20 protein-coding genes and 2 tRNA genes are annotated in these 19,566 nt (G+C 39.0%); 15 read left to right on the top strand and 7 right to left on the bottom strand.

Features of this window, described 5'->3' with window-relative positions:
- Nucleotides 1-46: 46 nt before the first annotated feature.
- Complete coding sequence (gene folD, locus C3V42_RS03910) at nucleotides 47-901, bottom strand: bifunctional methylenetetrahydrofolate dehydrogenase/methenyltetrahydrofolate cyclohydrolase FolD (protein ID WP_106013743.1); 855 nt, start codon at nucleotides 899-901, stop codon at nucleotides 47-49.
- Between the two features lie 177 nt (nucleotides 902-1,078).
- On the opposite strand from folD, the gene C3V42_RS03905 reads away from it, so the two are divergent.
- From C3V42_RS03905 to C3V42_RS03880, 6 genes are all read left to right on the top strand, one after another.
- Nucleotides 1,079-1,155 (top strand) — tRNA-Pro (locus C3V42_RS03905).
- A gap of 48 nt (nucleotides 1,156-1,203) precedes the next feature.
- Nucleotides 1,204-1,280, top strand: a tRNA-Arg gene (locus C3V42_RS03900).
- A 111-nt stretch (nucleotides 1,281-1,391) separates the two neighbouring features.
- The gene (gene rapA, locus C3V42_RS03895; protein WP_106013741.1) at nucleotides 1,392-4,163 is read left to right on the top strand and encodes an RNA polymerase-associated protein RapA; all 2,772 of its coding nucleotides are present in this window, start codon (nucleotides 1,392-1,394) and stop codon (nucleotides 4,161-4,163) included.
- A 2-nt stretch (nucleotides 4,164-4,165) separates the two neighbouring features.
- Nucleotides 4,166-4,825 carry a bifunctional tRNA pseudouridine(32) synthase/23S rRNA pseudouridine(746) synthase RluA gene (rluA, locus tag C3V42_RS03890; RefSeq protein WP_106013739.1) on the top strand — a complete coding sequence of 220 codons (660 nt, stop codon included), beginning with the start codon at nucleotides 4,166-4,168 and terminating at the stop codon, nucleotides 4,823-4,825.
- 26 nt (nucleotides 4,826-4,851) lie between these two features.
- Nucleotides 4,852-5,430, top strand: coding sequence for a rhomboid family intramembrane serine protease (locus C3V42_RS03885; protein ID WP_106013737.1), 579 nt, complete (start codon nucleotides 4,852-4,854; stop codon nucleotides 5,428-5,430).
- Nucleotides 5,431-5,459: 29 nt separating this feature from the next.
- Nucleotides 5,460-6,212: a DeoR/GlpR family transcriptional regulator gene (locus tag C3V42_RS03880; RefSeq protein WP_106013735.1), complete on the top strand. Its 753-nt coding sequence runs from the start codon at nucleotides 5,460-5,462 to the stop codon at nucleotides 6,210-6,212.
- Between the two features lie 57 nt (nucleotides 6,213-6,269).
- Here the strand turns inward: C3V42_RS03880 and nusG are convergent, their stop codons facing one another.
- The 5 genes from nusG to tig form a co-directional block, all read right to left on the bottom strand.
- Nucleotides 6,270-6,827 carry a transcription termination/antitermination protein NusG gene (gene nusG, locus C3V42_RS03875; protein ID WP_048953309.1) on the bottom strand — a complete coding sequence of 186 codons (558 nt, stop codon included), beginning with the start codon at nucleotides 6,825-6,827 and terminating at the stop codon, nucleotides 6,270-6,272.
- Nucleotide 6,828: 1 nt separating this feature from the next.
- Nucleotides 6,829-7,245, bottom strand: a complete 417-nt coding sequence (secE, locus tag C3V42_RS03870; protein ID WP_106013733.1) for a preprotein translocase subunit SecE — start codon at nucleotides 7,243-7,245, stop codon at nucleotides 6,829-6,831.
- 139 nt (nucleotides 7,246-7,384) lie between these two features.
- The gene (gene clpX, locus C3V42_RS03865) at nucleotides 7,385-8,626 is read right to left on the bottom strand and encodes an ATP-dependent protease ATP-binding subunit ClpX (protein WP_106013731.1); all 1,242 of its coding nucleotides are present in this window, start codon (nucleotides 8,624-8,626) and stop codon (nucleotides 7,385-7,387) included.
- An 8-nt stretch (nucleotides 8,627-8,634) separates the two neighbouring features.
- On the bottom strand, nucleotides 8,635-9,216 hold the full coding sequence (clpP, locus tag C3V42_RS03860; protein WP_005639290.1) for an ATP-dependent Clp endopeptidase proteolytic subunit ClpP: 582 nt from the start codon (nucleotides 9,214-9,216) through the stop codon (nucleotides 8,635-8,637).
- A gap of 126 nt (nucleotides 9,217-9,342) precedes the next feature.
- Nucleotides 9,343-10,641 (bottom strand): trigger factor, encoded by a 1,299-nt coding sequence (tig, locus tag C3V42_RS03855; protein WP_106013729.1) that lies wholly within the window; start codon nucleotides 10,639-10,641, stop codon nucleotides 9,343-9,345.
- Between the two features lie 282 nt (nucleotides 10,642-10,923).
- Here tig and C3V42_RS03850 point away from each other — a divergent pair, with 282 nt between their 5' ends.
- The 5 genes from C3V42_RS03850 to C3V42_RS03830 all read left to right on the top strand — a co-directional run bounded on the left by C3V42_RS03850 (nucleotide 10,924) and on the right by C3V42_RS03830 (nucleotide 14,684).
- On the top strand, nucleotides 10,924-12,069 hold the full coding sequence (locus C3V42_RS03850; protein ID WP_106014308.1) for a porin: 1,146 nt from the start codon (nucleotides 10,924-10,926) through the stop codon (nucleotides 12,067-12,069).
- Nucleotides 12,070-12,192: 123 nt separating this feature from the next.
- Nucleotides 12,193-12,741, top strand: a complete 549-nt coding sequence (locus C3V42_RS03845; protein WP_106013727.1) for a type I DNA topoisomerase — start codon at nucleotides 12,193-12,195, stop codon at nucleotides 12,739-12,741.
- A 15-nt stretch (nucleotides 12,742-12,756) separates the two neighbouring features.
- Complete coding sequence (locus C3V42_RS03840; protein ID WP_106013725.1) at nucleotides 12,757-13,308, top strand: Sua5/YciO/YrdC/YwlC family protein; 552 nt, start codon at nucleotides 12,757-12,759, stop codon at nucleotides 13,306-13,308.
- 3 nt (nucleotides 13,309-13,311) lie between these two features.
- Nucleotides 13,312-14,130 (top strand): shikimate dehydrogenase, encoded by an 819-nt coding sequence (gene aroE, locus C3V42_RS03835; RefSeq protein WP_106013723.1) that lies wholly within the window; start codon nucleotides 13,312-13,314, stop codon nucleotides 14,128-14,130.
- Nucleotides 14,127-14,684, top strand: a complete 558-nt coding sequence (locus C3V42_RS03830; protein ID WP_106013721.1) for a DNA-3-methyladenine glycosylase I — start codon at nucleotides 14,127-14,129, stop codon at nucleotides 14,682-14,684. Before aroE ends, C3V42_RS03830 begins: the two co-directional genes overlap by 4 nt.
- Here C3V42_RS03830 and C3V42_RS03825 read toward each other — a convergent pair.
- On the bottom strand, nucleotides 14,681-15,445 hold the full coding sequence (locus C3V42_RS03825) for a glycosyltransferase family 2 protein (RefSeq protein ID WP_106013719.1): 765 nt from the start codon (nucleotides 15,443-15,445) through the stop codon (nucleotides 14,681-14,683). The genes C3V42_RS03830 and C3V42_RS03825 overlap by 4 nt on opposite strands.
- 62 nt (nucleotides 15,446-15,507) lie before the next feature.
- On the opposite strand from C3V42_RS03825, the gene waaA reads away from it, so the two are divergent.
- The 4 genes from waaA to rep are packed head-to-tail and all read left to right on the top strand — an operon-like array spanning nucleotide 15,508 to nucleotide 19,488.
- Nucleotides 15,508-16,791, top strand: a complete 1,284-nt coding sequence (gene waaA / locus C3V42_RS03820) for a lipid IV(A) 3-deoxy-D-manno-octulosonic acid transferase (protein WP_106013717.1) — start codon at nucleotides 15,508-15,510, stop codon at nucleotides 16,789-16,791.
- Complete coding sequence (coaD, locus tag C3V42_RS03815) at nucleotides 16,788-17,258, top strand: pantetheine-phosphate adenylyltransferase (protein ID WP_106013715.1); 471 nt, start codon at nucleotides 16,788-16,790, stop codon at nucleotides 17,256-17,258. The genes waaA and coaD overlap by 4 nt, the downstream gene beginning before the upstream one ends.
- On the top strand, nucleotides 17,255-17,467 hold the full coding sequence (locus tag C3V42_RS03810) for a YceK/YidQ family lipoprotein (RefSeq protein WP_005629976.1): 213 nt from the start codon (nucleotides 17,255-17,257) through the stop codon (nucleotides 17,465-17,467). Before coaD ends, C3V42_RS03810 begins: the two co-directional genes overlap by 4 nt.
- Nucleotides 17,389-19,488 carry a DNA helicase Rep gene (gene rep, locus C3V42_RS03805; RefSeq protein ID WP_240610364.1) on the top strand — a complete coding sequence of 700 codons (2,100 nt, stop codon included), beginning with the start codon at nucleotides 17,389-17,391 and terminating at the stop codon, nucleotides 19,486-19,488. Before C3V42_RS03810 ends, rep begins: the two co-directional genes overlap by 79 nt.
- Nucleotides 19,489-19,566 lie beyond the last annotated feature (78 nt).

Raw genomic sequence — 19,566 nt, 5'->3', positions numbered from 1 at the left:
CATTCACATTGGTGAGCAAGGTTAAAGCTAACCTTGCTTTTGAATTTTATTGCGTTAATGTTTGTTTATAGGCATAAAGTGTATTGCTCATTAACATTGCAACGGTCATTGGCCCAACACCGCCAGGAACAGGGGTAATATAAGCCGCTTTTTCGGCTGATTTGTCAAACTCTACATCGCCTACTAATTTTCCATCTACACGATTAATTCCGACATCAATGACGACCGCACTTTCTTTGATCCAATCGCCAGGAATTAAATTCGGCTTACCCACCGCAACGACAAGTATATCTGCTTGGCGAACATGACTTTCCAAATCTTTGGTGAATCGATGAGTTACTGTGACAGTTGCGCCTGCTAATAATAATTCTAAAGACATTGGGCGACCGACAATATTGGATGCGCCTACTATTACCGCGTGTTTGCCATGTAAATCAATGTCTGTTGTTTCTAATAGTTTCATTACACCATAAGGTGTGCAGGCACGTAAAGTTGGAATACGTTGACACAATCTTCCTACATTATAAGGATGGAAGCCATCCACGTCTTTTTTCGGATCAATATGTTCAATAATAGCTTCTGCATTGATTTGTTGAGGTAAGGGGAGTTGTACTAAGATACCATCAATTGTTTTGTCGTTATTGAGTTTATCGATGAGGGCTAATAATTCGGCTTGTGTAGTTGTTTCTGGTAAATCATAAGATTGGGAAAGTATGCCGATTTCTTCACAGCTTTTACGTTTACTTCCTACATAAATTTGTGATGCAGGATCTGCCCCAACGAGAATGACTGCAAGCCCTGGTGCACGTTTACCTTGAGCAATATAATGTTCAATCTCAGAGGCAACATCAGATTTGATTTTTTTTGAAAGGGTAGTACCAGAGATGATTTGTGCCGTCATTTAGTTGTCCTTTTATATGAAAAGAGAGAAAACGTTTGCTATTCTAACGGACAATGAATTTTTTACAACGGGAAATAGTGACATTTCCTAAATTGAAATAATTTTGAGCAATTAGCTTAAAAAATAAAAAAAGTCATTGACTGGTATCAAAACAAATCTATAATTGGTTCGGCTTATCGGCGAGTAGCGCAGCTTGGTAGCGCAACTGGTTTGGGACCAGTGGGTCGTAGGTTCAAATCCTATCTCGCCGACCACTTCTTTTATATTGTCTTGAAATTCTGTACAAAAGAAATCCTTTGAATGCGCCCTTAGCTCAGCTGGATAGAGCAACGCCCTTCTAAGGCGTGGGTCAAAGGTTCGAATCCTTTAGGGCGTGCCATTTATTTCTTCAATCTATTTTTTTATTCTCTTTTATTAATTTCCTTTGCTATTTAAGCAAGCTACAATACGCCCCCAAATTTTATCAATAAAAACAAGAAAGAGAATTATTATGCCCTTTGCTATTGGTCAGCGCTGGTTGAGTGAAAGTGAAAACGCTTTAGGATTAGGTATCATTACCGCATTAGATCAACGAACTGTCACGATTTATTTCCCAGCTGCAGATGAAACGCGTATATATGCTGCTGCACAAGCGCCTTTAAGCCGAATTGTATTTAGCAAAGGTGAAACATTATCTCATCAAGCTGGTTGGCAAGGTGAGATTTTAAACGTTCAAAATATGAACGGTTTACTCTTTTATTTAGTTAAAAATCCACAAGGTGAAGATGTCATTGTGCAAGAACGTGATATTTCACCGATTATTTCTTTTAGCCAAGCGAAAGATCGTTTGTTTTCAGCGCAAATTGATCGCAGCAGTCATTTTGCATTGCGTTATCGCACGCTTTGTCATCAGCAAGCACAATTTAAATCGCCATTGCGTGGTTTGCGTGGAACGCGTGCGGGTTTAATTCCTCATCAGCTTCATATTGCAGCTGAAGTCGGTAATCGAGTTAATCCTCGTGTGTTATTGGCGGATGAGGTTGGTTTAGGGAAAACCATTGAAGCTGGAATGATTTTGCAGAATCAACTTTTTGCTGAGAAAGTGCAACGTGTTCTTATTATCGTGCCAGAAACGTTGCAACATCAATGGCTGGTAGAAATGCTTCGTCGTTTTAATTTGCATTTTTCACTTTTTGATGAAGAACGTTGCAACGATTTTGATCTTGATGCCGTTAATCCATTTACAACGGAAAGCTTAATTATTTGTTCGCTGAATTGGTTAGAAACTCATCCTAATCGAGTAGAGCAGGCGCTTGATGCTCAATTTGACTGTTTAATTGTGGATGAGGCACATCACCTCGTGTGGTCAGAATCTTCACAAAGTGCGGCTTATTTATTAGTTGAACAGCTTGCTCGCATCATTCCATCCGTCTTGTTACTCACGGCAACCCCAGAACAACTTGGGCAAGAAAGTCATTTTGCTCGTTTGCGCTTACTGGATCCAGAACGTTTTTTTGATTATCAAACCTTTGTGAAAGAGCAGGAACGCTACCAACCTGTGGTTAATGCTGTTGAATCTTTGGTGGCAAATAAGGCATTAAGTGCGGTAGAAAAAAATCATATTTCTGATTTGTTGCTTGAACAAGATGTCGAGCCTCTTTTTAGAGCGATTGCATCAAATAATGATGAGGAACAACATCGTGCCCGTCAGGAACTGATTCAAGCCTTAATTGATCGTCACGGCACTGGGCGAATGCTGTTCCGCAATACACGTCAAGGCGTGAAAGGTTTTCCGCACCGTGTTTACCACCAAATTACACTCTCGGAAGAGAATGATAAAATTGATTGGCTGATTGATTTCCTCAAACTCCATCGCGATGAAAAAATTTTTGTGATTTGTCAGACTGCGGCCACGGCGATTCAGTTAGAACAAATTTTACGTGAACGTGAGGCGATTCGTGCCGCAGTGTTCCACGAAAAAATGTCGATTATTGAACGGGATAGAGCCGCGGCTTATTTTGCGGATTTAGAAAACGGCGCACAGGTTTTACTGAGCTCGAGTATTGGCTCGGAAGGGCGTAATTTTCAATTTGCGGCAAATTTAGTGTTATTTGATTTACCGACAAATCCTGATTTATTGGAACAATGTATTGGCCGATTAGACCGTATTGGACAAAAACGTGATGTGCAAATTTATGTGCCTTGTGTGAAAGATTCGCCTCAAAGTTGTTTAGCGCGTTGGTACAATGAGGGGCTGAATGCTTTTGAACAAACTTGTCCAATGGGAATGGCATTATTTGCCCAGTTTTCTGATGAGTTGGAAAAAGTGCGGTCAAATTCTACCGCACTTTCAGAGAATGAATTTTCTGAATTATTAAAACAAACTAAAACCGCGCGAGAAAAACTCAAGATTGAGTTAGAAAAAGGTCGTGATCGTTTATTAGAGCTAAATTCTCATGGCGGTGAGCAGGCTCAAGCGTTAGCGGATCAAATTGCTGATGAAGATAATTCGCCTGAGCTTGTGAATTTTGCTTTAAAATTATTTGATATTATTGGCGTAGAGCAAGAAGATCTTGGGGCTAATAGTATTGTAATTAGTCCAACTGGGACAATGCTTGTGCCCGATTTTCCGGGTTTAAAAGAAGAAGGTGTGACGGTCACCTTTGATCGAGAACTTGCCCTTGCTCGCGAAGAAATGGAATTCTTGACTTGGGATCATCCTATGATTCGTCAAGGTATTGATCTTGTTGCTTCAGGTGATATTGGCAAAGCTGCAATGGCATTGCTTGTAAATAAACAACTGCCCGCTGGAACCTTATTAATTGAATTAATTTACGTGGTGGAAAGCCAATCGCCAAAAGGGTTACAGCTCAATCGTTTCTTGCCGCCAACGCCTATTCGTCTGCTGCTTGATAACAAAGGAAATAACATTGGTGAGCAGGTTGCCTTTGAAACATTGCATAGCAAATTGAAACCACTTGGTAAAAATATTGCCAATCAAATGGTGAAAATGGCACGGAGCAACATTGAAGCCTTGATTACACGAGGCGATCAACTGGTAAAATCCTTGGCAGAACCGATTATTGCTGAAGCTAAAAATCAAGCAGATCAACAATTAAGCGCAGAAATTAACCGTTTACAGGCTTTGCGAGCGGTAAATAAAAATATTCGTCAAAGCGAAATTGATATTTTGGAACAACAACGAACACAATCACTGGACGAGCTTTCTAAAGCAAATTGGCGTTTGGATTGCCTGCGTGTTATTGTGACGAACAAGGAATAAAAATGGCATTGATTGAATATAATCCGCCTCTTGAACCTTATTTAGAGATTATTTATCAAGATAATCATTTGTGCGTGGTGAACAAACCTAGCGGTTTGCTTTCTGTGCCGGGCAATCAACCACAATATTACGATAGTGCAATGAGTCGAGTAAAAGAAAAATTCGGCTTTTGTGAGCCAGCTCATCGTTTGGATATGGCCACGAGCGGCATCATTGTGTTTGCTTTAAGTAAGGCGGCGGATCGTGAATTAAAACGTCAATTTCGCCAACGTGAACCGAAAAAACATTATCAAGCGATTGTTTGGGGGCATTTGGAGAAAGATTATGGCGAGGTAAATTTGCCGATGATTTGTGATTGGGAAAATCGACCTCGCCAACGTTTGGATTTTGTTTTAGGAAAAAGAGCGGTCACAAAATTCGAAGTTTTAGCACGTTTGTCCAATAATAGTACTCGCGTGAAACTGACGCCCGTGACAGGCCGATCTCATCAATTACGCTTGCACATGTTAGCATTGGGGCATCCAATTCTAGGCGATAAATTTTATTCTCATCCACAGGCTAAAGCTATGTCGCCAAGATTATGCTTGCACGCAGAAGAATTGACGATTACCCATCCTATTACAGGGGAAACAATGACTTTTAATGCGAAATCCAATTTTTAAATTTGCGCAGAAGCACGAGATCACGAATGAAAAACTTTTTAGCTCAACAAGGAAAAATCACGCTAATTCTCACCGCACTTTGTGCACTTATTTATATTGCCCAACAGCTGGGTTTTGAAGACGATATTATGTATTTGATGCATTACCCCGCTTACGAAGAGCAAGATAGCGAAGCTTGGCGTTATATCTCACATACATTGGTACATTTATCTAATTTGCATATTTTGTTTAATTTGTCTTGGTTTTTTATTTTTGGTGGAATGATTGAGCGCACTTTTGGCTCGGTTAAATTATTGATGTTGTATGTTGTAGCATCTGCCATAACAGGGTATGTGCAAAATTATGTGTCGGGCCCCGCTTTCTTTGGACTTTCTGGTGTTGTCTATGCGGTTCTAGGTTATGTATTTATACGTGATAAATTGAATCATCATTTATTTGATCTGCCAGAAGGTTTTTTCACCATGTTATTGGTGGGGATCGCATTAGGTTTTATTAGCCCCTTATTTGGTGTTGAAATGGGAAATGCAGCGCATATTTCAGGCTTGATTGTCGGCTTGATTTGGGGATTTATCGATAGCAAATTACGTAAAAATTCGCTACAGTAGGTGTGTTCAATTTGGATAAAGGATTCTCTATGAAGCAGTCGTTACGGCATCAACAAATTATTAAACTGGTGGAACAATCCGGCTATTTAAGCACGGAAGAACTGGTTGCTGCCTTAGATGTTAGCCCTCAAACGATTCGCCGTGATTTGAATATTTTGGCAGAGTTAGATTTAATTCGTCGCCATCACGGTGGTGCGGCATCGCCATCTTCTGCAGAAAATTCTGATTACGTGGATCGTAAGCAATTCTTTTCATTACAAAAAAATAATATTGCACAGGAAGTTGCAAAGTTGATTCCTAACGGTGCATCTTTGTTTATTGATATTGGTACCACGCCTGAGGCTGTTGCTAATGCATTGCTTGGCCATGAAAAACTCCGAATTGTGACGAACAATCTAAATGCCGCTCATCTTTTACGCCAAAATGAAAGTTTTGATATTGTCATGGCGGGCGGTTCGTTACGAATGGATGGTGGAATTATCGGTGAAGCTACAGTGAATTTTATTTCTCAATTTCGCCTAGATTTCGGGATTTTAGGGATTAGTGCGATCGATGCTGATGGTTCATTATTGGATTATGATTACCATGAAGTACAAGTCAAGCGAGCGATTATTGAAAGTTCACGTCAGACCTTATTGGTGACCGATCACTCTAAATTTACTCGCCAAGCGATTGTTCGATTGGGCGAATTAAGTGATGTAGAATATTTGTTTACAGATAAGGTCCCTAATAGTATTACCGATTATTTACACGATAAGAAAACAAAATTAGTTTTATGTTAGTTTTATCAGATATGAAGAAAAACCCCGCTTAATTAGCAGGGGTTTTTTTATATGTAATTAATGTATTTTTTCTACTTGACTAAATTCAAGTTCAACAGGTGTTGCGCGACCAAAGATAGATACTGAGACTTTTAAGCGACCTTTTTCATAATCTACTTCTTCTACTGTTCCGTTAAAGTCTGCGAATGGACCTTCAGTGACTCGAACTTCTTCACCAGGGTGATACTCATTACGATGGCGTGGTTTATCTGAGCTTTGTTCTAATCGATTTAGAATAGCATCTGCTTCACGTTTAGAAATTGGCGCAGGTTTATCAGGTGTACCGCCAATGAATCCCATGACACGGGGCACACTTTTTACTAAGTGCCAAGTATCATCATTCATTTCCATTTCAACAAGGACATAGCCTGGGAAAAATTTACGTTCGCTTTTACGACGTTTACCTGCAACATTCTCAACGACTTCTTCAGTTGGAACTAACACTTCACCAAATTGGTCTTCCATTTGTTGCTGTTTAATGTATTCACGCAAAGTTAAAGCCACTCGGCTTTCAAAACCAGAAAACGCCTGTAATACATACCAACGTTTTTTTGATACAGTTGTTTCTTCAGTCATTTTAGAATCTCAAATCAGTTAAGAAATTAATTACTGTGACAATAATCGAATCTGTCGCCCAGAAAAATAAGGATGCAATGATTGTTACCCCAATTACGATTAATGTAGTTTGACGCGCTTCTTGGCGACTTGGCCATACCACTTTTTGCGCTTCTATTTTTGAATCTTTAAAGAATGTACGAGCTTTTGTACCTTGATTAGTAATTGCTGCAAATGCAAAAGCAATCACTAACGCAATGACTACACCCACTACACGAATAGGTAATGAATATACTTTTTGGAAATAAACATTACCAATTGCAGCTGCCGTAAAAAAGACTGCGACTAAAATCCAAAGAAGGGTATTTAATCCTTTAGATTTACCTTCTACCACCGTCTCTGGTGCATTTTTCTTTTTATCAACAATTTCAGTTGCCATAAATTGAATCCGTTATTTACTTAGGAAAATAAGAATAAAGTTATAAGGACGTGCGATTGTAGCATTTTCTTTTCGCCTTGCCTATTGAAAATCATCAAGCAAAATAGAAAACATAAGGAAAAACAACCGCACTTTTCTATTAAGAATGATATTCTAATTTTGGAGCAGTATTATCTACAATGGTACTTTCATCCACGACTACTTTACGTAAATTTTCGATAGATGGTAAATCATACATCGTATCAAGCAATACAGCCTCGACAATAGAACGTAACCCACGCGCGCCTGTTTTTCTTTCAAGTGCTTTCTTCGCCATTGCTTTTAAAGCTTCTGGAGTGAATTCTAACTCCACATTTTCAAGTCCAAATAAAGCTTGATATTGTTTAGTTAAGGCATTTTTAGGCTGTGTAAGAATTTGCACAAGAGCTTCTTCATCTAATTCACTTAGTGGAGAAATCATGGGTAAACGCCCAATAAATTCCGGAATCAAACCAAACTTCATTAAATCATCTGGTTCTACTTGACGGAATAATTCAGAAAGAGACTTTTCTTCTTCATCCTTTTCTACTTTCGCACTAAAACCGATACTTGTACTTGTTTGTGTACGTTTACTGATAATTTTATCTAATCCCGCAAATGCGCCGCCGCAGATAAAGAGAATTTTTGACGTATCCAATTTCACCATTTCTTGCTGCGGATGTTTACGCCCGCCTTGAGGTGGAATAGACGCTACAGTACCTTCAATGAGTTTTAACAATGCTTGTTGTACACCTTCGCCAGATACATCTCGAGTAATTGATGCACCTTCCGATTTACGGCTAATTTTATCAATTTCATCAATATAGATAATGCCTTGCTCCGCTTTTTCAGTATTATACTCACAGTTTTGTAAAAGCTTTTGTAGGACATTTTCTACATCTTCACCGACGTAGCCAGCCTCAGTCAATGTTGTCGCGTCAGCCATCGCAAACGGCACATTTAAGCGACGAGCTAATGTTTGAGCAAGCAATGTTTTACCACTACCCGTTGGTCCAATAAGCAAGATATTACTTTTACCGAGCTCAACATCGTTATTTTCATAATTAGTTCGTAAGCGTTTATAATGATTGTAAACTGCGACAGAAAGCACTTTTTTCGCATAATCTTGGCCAATAACATAATCATCTAGATGAGCACGAATTTCGTGAGGAGTAGGTAATTTCTCCTCATTGTCTGCCGCACTTTCGTCTACACTTTCATCATTACTTTCTTCAAGCATTGAATGACAAAGTTCAATACACTCATTACAAATATAGCCGTCTGTACCAGCAATTAATTTATCTACTTCGCCTTTTTCTTTTCCGCAAAAAGAGCAATGTAAATCTTTATCTTTGTCTGACATGTGTTTCCTTAACGTTTAATTAAAACTTCATCAACTAAACCATACGCTTTTGCTTCTTCAGCTGACATAAAGTTATCGCGATCTGTATCTTTCTCAATTCGTTCGATACTTTGCCCAGTATGGAATGCTAGACGATCGTTTAAGGTGTGTTTAATTTTCAAAATTTCTTGTGCATGAATTTGAATATCCGATGCTTGACCACGGAAACCGCCCAACGGTTGGTGAATCATCACACGCGCATTTGGTAACGCAGCTCGTTTTCCTGCGGTTCCGCCAGCAAGCAAGAATGCGCCCATTGAGCATGCCTGACCGATACAAAGTGTACGAATATCTGGCTTAATAAATTGCATTGTGTCGTAAATAGCCATACCTGCAGTCACAGAACCACCGGGAGAGTTGATATAGATATTGATATCTTTAGTTGGATCTTCAGACTCTAAAAAAAGCAGCTGAGCTACAATGAGATTTGCCATGCGATCTTCCACTTCACCACTAAGGAAGATCACACGCTCTTTTAATAAACGGGAATAAATGTCGTATGAACGTTCGCCACGCGAAGTCTGTTCAACAACCATAGGAATTACACTCATTTTCTTACCTTTTTCTCTAAAATTGCTGATTATTTTACTCTAAATAACCTACAAATAAAAATGCGGTCGCTTTTGTGAAAGAGAGCGACCGCACTTTTATTCAATCATAACGATATTAATTCATCATTATGCCTGTGGATTCATAATTTCATCAAATGAAGAAACTTTTTCAGTAACTTGTGCTTTAGCAAGTACTGCATCCACCGCTTGTTCTTCTAATACTACGTTACGAATATTGTTCATTAACTCTTCGTTTTTACTATAGTATTCAACAACCTCAGCTGGTTGCTCATAAGCTGATGCAATATCTGCAATCATGGCTTTAGCGCGTTCTTCATCAGCTTTTAATTCATTAGATTTAATCACCTCAGAGAATAATAAACCTACTTGAACACGACGAGTTGCTTCCGCTTCAAATAATTCACGTGGTAACTGTGCAGCTTGTTGTGCATTGCCACCAAAACGTTGAGCCGCTTGATTGCGTAATACATTAATTTCTTCTTCTACAGCAGAAGCTGGAACTTCAATTGGATTTTGTTCAATTAACCCATTGATTACTTGTTGTTTAACGCGTGAAACTAATGCATTTTTCAATTCACGTTCCATATTCTTACGAATTTCTACACGTAAATCCGCAACAGATTTAGTATTCGGACCAAACTTAGCAACAAACTCATCTGTTAACTCAGGTAACACCATGTTTTCTACTTTTTTCAAGGTAATTGCAAATTTTGCCGCTTTACCTTTTAAGTTTTCTGCATGGTATTCAGCAGGGAAAGTTACATTAATATCAAATTGCTCACCTGTTTTATGGCCTACGATACCATCTTCAAAACCAGGAATCATACGACCTTGTCCCATAAATAATACGAAGTCAGATGCTTTACCACCTTCAAACTCTTCGCCATCTACAGAACCAACAAAATCAATAGTTACGCGATCATCTGCTTTTGCTGCAGAGTTGGTTTCTGCCCAAGTTGCTTGTTGTTTACGTAACACATCAACCATTTTGTCAATATCAGCTTCTGTGATTTCAACAGTTGGTTTTTCAACTTTAATATTCTCTAAACCTTGTAATTTAACTTCTGGATAAACTTCAAAAGTTGCGGTGAAAACTAGATCTTTACCTTCTTCAAAAGTTTCAATACCAAAAGTTGGACGACCTGCAATATTAATCTTTTCTGCAATCACGGCATCAAAAAAATGACGTGGTAATAAATCGTTTAATACATCTTGACGGATTGATGCACCGAAACGTTGTTCGATAATATGAGCAGGAACATGGCCTTTACGGAAACCATCTACACGCACATTTTTTGATGCACGTTTAAATTCTTCACGAACTGCTTTAGATACAGTTTCAGCTGGAACGGTGATCGCTACACGGCGTTCTAAACCTTGAGTTGTTTCAATATTTAATGACATTTGTTACCTCAATTAATTTGCACTCGGTAAAAATCCACACCGAACACGTTTGTTAAATAAAATAGGACGCTCAATTATAACGAAAGAAATCTAAGCAGTCGATATGAGACAGATGAAAAGTTGTATTTTAATGGCTTTTTTATATATATGTTTTACGTGATAATTTGATCGTGAATTTACAAATTTGCTTGATTATTTCTAATGTGGTGAGTAAACTTGAAAAAGTTCAATATATTTTAAATATATTTATTTCTTAACGTTTAATAAAAAGGAAAGCAAATGATGAAAAAAACATTTCTCGCTTTAACAGTAGCGGCATTGGCTGCAAGTTCTGCACAAGCTTACAAATTCCAAATTCAAGAAACTGGTACTGATATTGATTTCAATGGCTCTTTACGTGTGAAATGGGAAAGTACCTCTAATACCACAGATACTTATGGTAGTACACCTAGTCAGAAAAAAGATCATATTAATCATGCTGTTTCTAATAATGGTTCACGTTTTGGTTTCAAAGTGAAACAAAAATTAACTGATGATTTCTATGCTTTAGGTCGTGTTGAGTGGCGTTTACGTGGAGAAGCTGATTCTCAACATGATTTTGATCATCTGTATACGCGTATCCTTTATGCAGGTTTTGGTTATAAGCATACGGAGAAACAATTTAGTGAATTAACTTATGGTAATATGCCAACTATCACTGATGAAGTAAAACGTACAGATTTAGCTAATACTTATAGCTTATCTGATGGTTTATTAGATAGCGCTGCTCGTCGTGCAACTCAATATACTTATACTTCAGAATATGAAAATGGTGATAAAGTAAGAGCAGGTATTTACTACGGTGGTGCTAGCAAACGTGGTGATACTAATCTAGATTTAAAAAATCCTCGTAAAAATGTTTGGGGTGTAGGTTCTATTTACGAGCACAAAATTAATGATATTCAAAGTGTAAGTTTTGGTGCAGGCTTTACGCGTGAAATTTCTGCGAATACAAACGCTAATAATTCATTTGCAACAAATGCTTATTCTTTAGGTGCATCTTACACATTTGTAAATACAACTTATGGTATTGATCTTGAACGTCAAGTTACTAACCATAAAGGTGGTTATGATAACAAAAATACCAAGAATGAAATTCGTACAATTGTTCTTCAAAAATTCAATAACCCATGGACCTATAATAATGATTTAAATGTATATGCGATGTATGCATATAAAACAGATAAGGATCATACTGGTTCTCGTACAGAAAAAACTAAAAATCAATTTATGGTGGGAACAGAGTACTACGTATATAAACAAGGTTCTATTAAGGTTAAACCATTTGTTGAATGGCAAGCAACACGAACCAAAACTCAAGAAAATGGTGTAGAAACTAGCAAAGCACATGATTACAAAACTGTTGTAGGTTTACGTGCTTATTGGTAATCTAGGACTGTAATTGCGTGTGAGCGGGATATTGTAAAATATCCCGCTTTTATTTTATTGAATATTGACGAGAAAACCGAAGCTTGTAGAATCAATCATATTGGTAAATAAAGTGATCAGTTTATGGTAGAAACACTTTTTCAACGCATAAAGCATGAAGAGCTTTGTCCTCAATGTGGTGCGCCTTTGCAAATTAAACAAGGCAAAAAAGGGCTGTTTTTAGGTTGCTCTGCTTATCCTGAATGTGATTATTTGCGGCCTTTGCAACGGGCGGAACATAAAGTATTAAAAACACTTGATGAAATTTGCCCGAAGTGCGGTAATTTATTGCAGTTGAAACAAGGCAGTTTTGGGATGTTTATTGGTTGTAGCCATTATCCTGAATGCGATTTTGTGGTGCGGGAAGAATCTGAATCTGAGGAAAAAATGGCTTGTCCTGAATGTAAAACGGGGCATTTGATTTCTCGTCGTGGTCGTCAAGGAAAAATTTTTTACGGTTGCGATAATTTCCCTAAATGTAAATTTTCTTTGCCTACCAAACCTTATACCGTGCCTTGCCCAACCTGCCATTTTCCACTTTCCTTGTTAAAAAGCGACAATGTAGAGAAAAATGGAGAGAAACAAGTCTTCCAGTGTGCAAATAAAACTTGCCGTCATATTTTTGAGCAATAAAAGTAAAAGAGTTAAATGAATAGAGAACAAATTGCCGAGGCCCTTCGACAAAATCAAGTGGTCGCTTATCCCACTGAAGCTGTATTTGGTTTGGGCTGTAATCCGCAAAGTGAAAGTGCGGTAAAAAAATTACTTGATTTAAAGCAACGTCCAGTAGAAAAAGGGTTAATTTTAGTGGCGCCTAGCTTGGATTTTTTCCGTCCTTTTGTTGATTTTGAGCTGATTAACGATGAACAGCTTTCTCGCCTGCAAGGCAAATATGAACGCCCAACAACTTGGATTGTGCCAGCAAAATCAACAATCCCGCATTTTCTCACAGGCAAATTTGATAGCATTGCGGTACGTTTGTGCGATCACCCATCTGTGAAAGCTTTGTGTGAAATCACAGGGTTTGCATTAACTTCGACTAGCGCAAATCTGACTAGTGAGCCACCTTGCCGCATCGCTGATGAAGTGCGGTTACAATTCGGTGCTGATTTTCCTGTATTAGATGAAACTGTGGGCGGCGCACTCAATCCATCCGAAATTCGAGACTTGCGCACAAATCAACTTTTTAGACAGGGATAATTTATGGATCTTTATGCTGTGTGGGGTAATCCGATTGCGCAAAGTAAATCCCCGTTAATTCAAAGTAAGTTAGCAGAGCAAACGCATCAAACCATAGAGTACATCGCAAAATTAGGCGATCTTGATGCTTTTGAACAACAGCTTTTGGCATTTTTTGAGGAGGGGGCGAAAGGTTGCAATATTACTTCGCCTTTTAAAGAACGAGCCTACCAGCTGGCAGACGAATATAGCCAACGAGCAAAATTGGCGGAAGCCTGCAATACGCTAAAAAAACTCGATGATGGAAAACTTTATGCGGATAACACTGATGGGATTGGTTTGGTGACGGATTTACAACGTTTAAATTGGCTTCATCCAAATCAGCGCGTATTAATTCTGGGAGCAGGCGGAGCAACAAAAGGCGTATTATTGCCACTTTTACAAGCTCAACAAAATATTGTTCTTGCTAACCGCACTTTTTCGAAAGTCAAAGAATTAGCTGAAAGATTTCAGCCTTATGGCGATATTCAAGCCGCCTCAATGGATTCTATTCCACTACAAACTTATGATGTAGTGATTAATGCAACTTCAGCTGGATTAAGTGGTGGAACGGCTCCAGTTGATACTGAAATTTTAAAATTAGGCTCAGCTTTTTACGATATGCAATATGCCAAAGGCGTAGACACGCCATTTATTGCATTATGCAAAAGTTTAGGTTTAACCAACGTTAGCGATGGCTTTGGAATGTTGGTCGCACAAGCTACACATTCTTTTCATTTATGGCGAGGTGTAATGCCAGATTTTGTGGTGGTTTATGAACAGCTTAAAAAGGCGATGTTATGAGTACTCGATGCCCTTGGGTTGGTGAACAACTTATTTATATTGATTATCATGACAATGAATGGGGTAAGCCTGAATTCGACAGCCAAAAGCTATTTGAAAAAATTTGTTTGGAAGGGCAGCAAGCGGGGCTTTCGTGGATTACGGTTTTGAAAAAACGTGAATCTTACCGTGTAGCCTTTCATCAATTTGATCCGAAAAAAATCGCAAAAATGACCGCACTTGATATTGATGCTTACATGCAAAATACAGGATTAATTCGCCATCGAGCCAAGTTAGAGGCCATTGTCAAAAATGCGAAAGCTTATTTAGAGATGGAAAAGTGCGGTGAAAATTTCAGTGATTTTATTTGGTCATTTGTGAATTATAAACCGATTGTCAATGATGTGCCTGATTTGCGATCTGTGCCAGCTAAAACAGAAGCATCGAAAGTACTTTCTAAAGCCTTAAAAAAACGTGGTTTCGTCTTTGTTGGCGAAACCACGTGCTATGCTTTTATGCAGTCTATGGGGTTAGTGGACGATCATTTAAATAATTGTCCTTGCAAAACGCGCTAGTGTTTATGTTGATCTCGCTCCCATAAATCGGCGTATTTTACAAAGGTTGAATGCGCTGATAACACTGCTAATAAAAATCCTTGTTTACCATCTAAAAAACCCGCTTTTAACAAATACATCTTCACAAAACAACCGAGTGCGTGAGTGATTCCTTGCCAAAGTGTCGCTTTTTTTCCCTTAGCTTGTCCTTGGTCTGCCCAGGCTTTTGCATAACCCGCGGATTTCACTAGATAATGATGAATGCTTTTATAAGTGAAATGCTCTAAATCACCTGTCAATTTTTCTACTTTTGTCCCAGCAGGAAATTCCACTTTTTCATGTACAAGTGAGTCGTTATGTTGCGCATAATTTGTTCGATAGAGACGAACCACATAATCAGGATACCAGCCTGAATGACGAATTTCACGTCCAAATACTTCACTCACTCGTGGAATTTCATAAACGGTATTTTCTCGATCATTTTTAACTGCACTTAAGATAGCCTTTTGTAGCTTGGACGTAACGCGTTCATCTGCATCTAGCCAAAGTACATAATCACTGGTTACATATTGTTGGGCTAATTGGCGTTGTTTACCAAAGCCCGGCCACTGGCTATTTTCATAGAATTTCGCCCCATAATTAAGCGCAATTTCTTTAGTGTTATCTGTGCTGCCAGAATCTAGAATGATAATTTCATCCACCCAATCTTTTACGGTATCTAAGCAATTGGCGAGGTCTTGTGCTTCATTTTTTACAATCATCGCTACGCTAATTGTAGGCATATTTTCAATCCTTTTTTTGCTATACTAGCCGAAATTTTTTCAAGTATAACCGAATTTCATTTATGTGGCGTTTTTTTTATACGAGCTTGATGTATCTGATTCAACCGTTGGTGCTGCTCTTTATGTGGCTACGTGGATTTAAGGCACCGAATTACCGAAAAAGGCTTGGTGAGCGTTATGGTTTTTATACCTCACTGACACCGCCCAAGGCTGGTGGTATCGTTATTCATGCGGCATCAGTGGGCGAGGTTATTGCTGCTACGCCACTTGTGCAAAAACTCCAACAAAATTACCCGCACTTACCTATTACTTTCACTACAGTCACCCCTACGGGGTCTGAGCGTGTCAAAGCGGCTTTTGGTGATAGCGTTTTCCATTGTTATTTGCCTTACGATATACCTTGCGCCATTAATCGTTTTATTGACTTTGTTCAACCAAAACTTTGTATTGTGATTGAAACCGAACTTTGGCCAAATTTAATTCAACAATTTTATCGCCTAGACATTCCTTTTGTGGTGGCAAATGCACGCTTGTCTGCTCGTTCAGCGCGCCGTTATGGAAAAATTAAACCGCATTTGCAAAATATGTTTTCACAAATTGATTTAATTGCACCTCAAGACCACATTAGTAGCAATCGTTATTTGGATTTAGGTTATCGCAAAGATAAATTGAAGGTGACGGGCAATATTAAATATGATCTCTCCATCACGGATGAGTTACGTGAAAAAATTGATTCTTTACGAGCACTTTGGGTAAAAAATCGTCCGATTTGGGTTGCGGCGAGTACCCATGAAGGCGAAGAGAAAATTATCTTACAAGCACATCGCCAATTATTGGAAAAATATCCAAATTTATTGTTATTGCTCGTTCCGCGCCATCCAGAGCGTTTTAATGTGGTGGCTGATTTACTTAAAAAGGAAAAATTCCAATTTATTCGCCGTTCGACAAGTGAGTTACCAAATGAAAACACCCAAGTGATTTTAGGCGATAGCATGGGCGAACTGATGTTGATGTATGGTGTTTCAGATATTGCTTTTGTGGGTGGAAGCCTTGTGAAACATGGTGGACACAATCCGCTTGAACCTCTTGCGTTTAAAATGCCAGTGATTACCGGCAAGCATACTTTTAACTTCCCCGAGATATTTCGAATGCTGGTGGAGGTACAAGGTGTGTTGGAAGTTAATTCAACCGCAGATGCCTTAGAACGTGCGGTAGAAGCCTTATTAAATTCAAAAGAAGTGAGTGAACGTTTAGGCAATGCTGGCTATGAGGTGCTGATGGAAAACCGAGGGGCATTACAGCGTTTGTTAGATTTATTAAAACCTTATTTGGAGCGCAATGTATGACGAGCGTGATTTACCCCGGTACTTTCGACCCGATTACGAACGGTCATTTAGACATTATTGAAAGAAGTGCGGTGATTTTTCCTCGTGTTTTAGTGGCGGTGGCGAATAGCCCAAGCAAAAAACCACTATTTTCTTTGGATGAACGCGTGGAGCTTGTTTGTCAATCTGTTGCGCATTTATCCAATGTGGAGGTTTTTGGCTTTTCTGATTTATTGGCCAATGTAATTAAACAGCGCAATATTTCCGCCATTATTCGCGGCGTACGCACGACAACAGATTTTGAATATGAACTTCAATTAGCTGCCCTTAATCATTTACTCACAAAAGGCGTAGATAGTTTGTTTTTCCCACCCGCAGAAAAATGGGCGTTTGTTTCTTCCACCATTGTGCGTGAAATTTATTTGCATGGCGGAGATGTCGCTGAGCTAGTTCCTGAGCCGGTATTCAATGCGTTAAAAGCACGATGATAAAAACCTTTATTTTTTTAACCGCACTTATCGTTTTGTCTGGTTGTGGTTCCGTGGTCAAACTTATCGATCCAACAGAAAAATATACCGCCTATGCAGGGGCGGCTTATGATCTTGAAATGGCTCAACAATGGGGATTACCAATCTTAGATTTGCCCCTCTCATTTTTATTAGACACCGTATTACTGCCCTATGCGTGGGCCCAATAATTCTTATGAAACTCAATCCTCAACAACAACAAGCCGTTGAATATGTGACAGGCCCTTGTCTTGTGCTTGCTGGCGCTGGCTCAGGCAAAACTCGCGTAATCATTAATAAAATTGCCCATTTAATTGAAAAGTGCGGTTATTCTCCGAAACAAATTGCTGCAGTGACTTTCACCAACAAAGCTGCACGTGAGATGAAAGAGCGAGTGGCCCATTCCATTGGCAAAGAACAATCCAAAGGCTTGCTTGTTTCCACTTTTCATACGCTCGGTTTTGACATTATTAAACGTGAATATAAAGCGCTTGGCTTTAAATCGAATATGACCTTGTTTGATGAGCATGATCAATTTGCGTTGTTAAAAGAGTTAACCGCTGATGTGTTAAAAGAAGATAAGGATTTATTGCGTGAGTTAATTTCAGTGATTTCTAACTGGAAGAACGATTTGATTTCGCCAAAACAGGCGTTTGCGTTGGCGCGTGATGCAAAATATCAAACTTTCGCAAAATGTTATGAGCGTTACGCCACACAAATTCGAGCCTACAATGCCCTTGATTTTGATGATTTGATTATGCTGCCGACGTTGTTGTTTAAGCAAAATGAAGAGGTGCGGTCAAAATGGCAGGCAAAAATTCGTTATTTGTTGGTGGATGAATATCAAGATACCAATACCAGTCAATATGAACTGATTAAACTTTTAGTGGGTGATCGTGCTTGTTTCACTGTGGTGGGCGATGATGACCAATCTATTTATTCGTGGCGTGGCGCACGACCAGAAAATATGGTGCGTTTACGTGATGATTTCCCTCGTTTGAATGTGATTAAGCTAGAGCAAAACTACCGTTCAACCCAGCGTATTTTGCATTGCGCCAATATTTTGATTGATAACAATGAGCACGTATTTGATAAGAAACTCTTTTCAACCATTGGTGAAGGGGAAAAATTGCTTGTTATCGAAGCAAAAAATGAAGAACACGAAGCCGAGCGGATTGTCGCCGAGCTAATCGCCCATCGTTTTAGCCGGAAAACCAAATATAAAGATTACGCGATTTTGTATCGAGGCAATCATCAATCCCGATTACTCGAAAAAGTACTGATGCAAAACCGTATTCCTTACAAAATTTCGGGCGGTACTTCTTTTTTCTCCCGTGCAGAAATTAAAGATATGATGGCGTATTTGCGCTTGGTGGTAAATCAAGATGATGATGCCGCATTTCTGCGTATTGTGAATACACCGAAACGTGAAATTGGCACTGCAACATTACAAAAACTTGGAGAGTTGGCTCAAGAAAAACACATCAGTTTGTTTGAGGCTATTTTTGAGTTTGAACTTATTCAACGCATTACACCGAAAGCCTATGATTCATTGCAAAAATTTGGCCGTTGGATTGTAGAACTTAATGATGAAATTCAACGTTCTGAACCTGAACGGGCGGTACGTTCTATGTTATCCGCGATTCATTATGAAGAATATTTGTACGAATACGCGACAAGCCCTAAAGCGGCAGAAATGCAAAGTAAGAATGTCGCCACGCTATTTGATTGGGTTGCGGATATGTTAAAAGGCGATGAAACCAATGAACCAATGAACCTTAATCAAGTAGTAACCCGTTTGACATTACGCGATATGTTGGAGCGAGGCGAAGACGATGACGAGAGCGATCAAGTTCAACTGATGACATTACACGCATCTAAAGGATTGGAATTTCCTTATGTTTATTTGATCGGTATGGAAGAAGGCATTTTGCCCCACCAAACCAGCATTGATGAAGACAACGTGGAAGAAGAACGCCGCTTGGCCTATGTGGGTATCACAAGAGCGCAAAAAGAACTCACTTTTTCCTTATGCCGTGAGCGCCGTCAATATGGTGAATTAGTTCGCCCAGAACCGAGCCGATTTTTATCTGAGTTACCCAATGACGATGTACTATGGGAACGTGATAAACCAAAACTCACCACCGAGCAAAAACAAGAAAAAACACAAAACCAACTTGATAGATTGAGGGCGATTTTGAAAGGAGGCTAGAAAATCTGGCTTGGAATGAAAAGACAAGAGGGGAAAAGTGCGGTCAGGTTTTAAAGTATTTTTGCAAATTGACGTTAA

It is taken from the genome of Haemophilus sp. oral taxon 036 (genome assembly GCF_002998595.1).
In the GTDB taxonomy this organism is placed as follows: domain Bacteria; phylum Pseudomonadota; class Gammaproteobacteria; order Enterobacterales; family Pasteurellaceae; genus Haemophilus; species Haemophilus haemolyticus_K.
The sequence above is the reverse complement of the archived record's forward strand: the minus strand, read 5'-3'. Positions and strand labels throughout refer to the sequence as shown.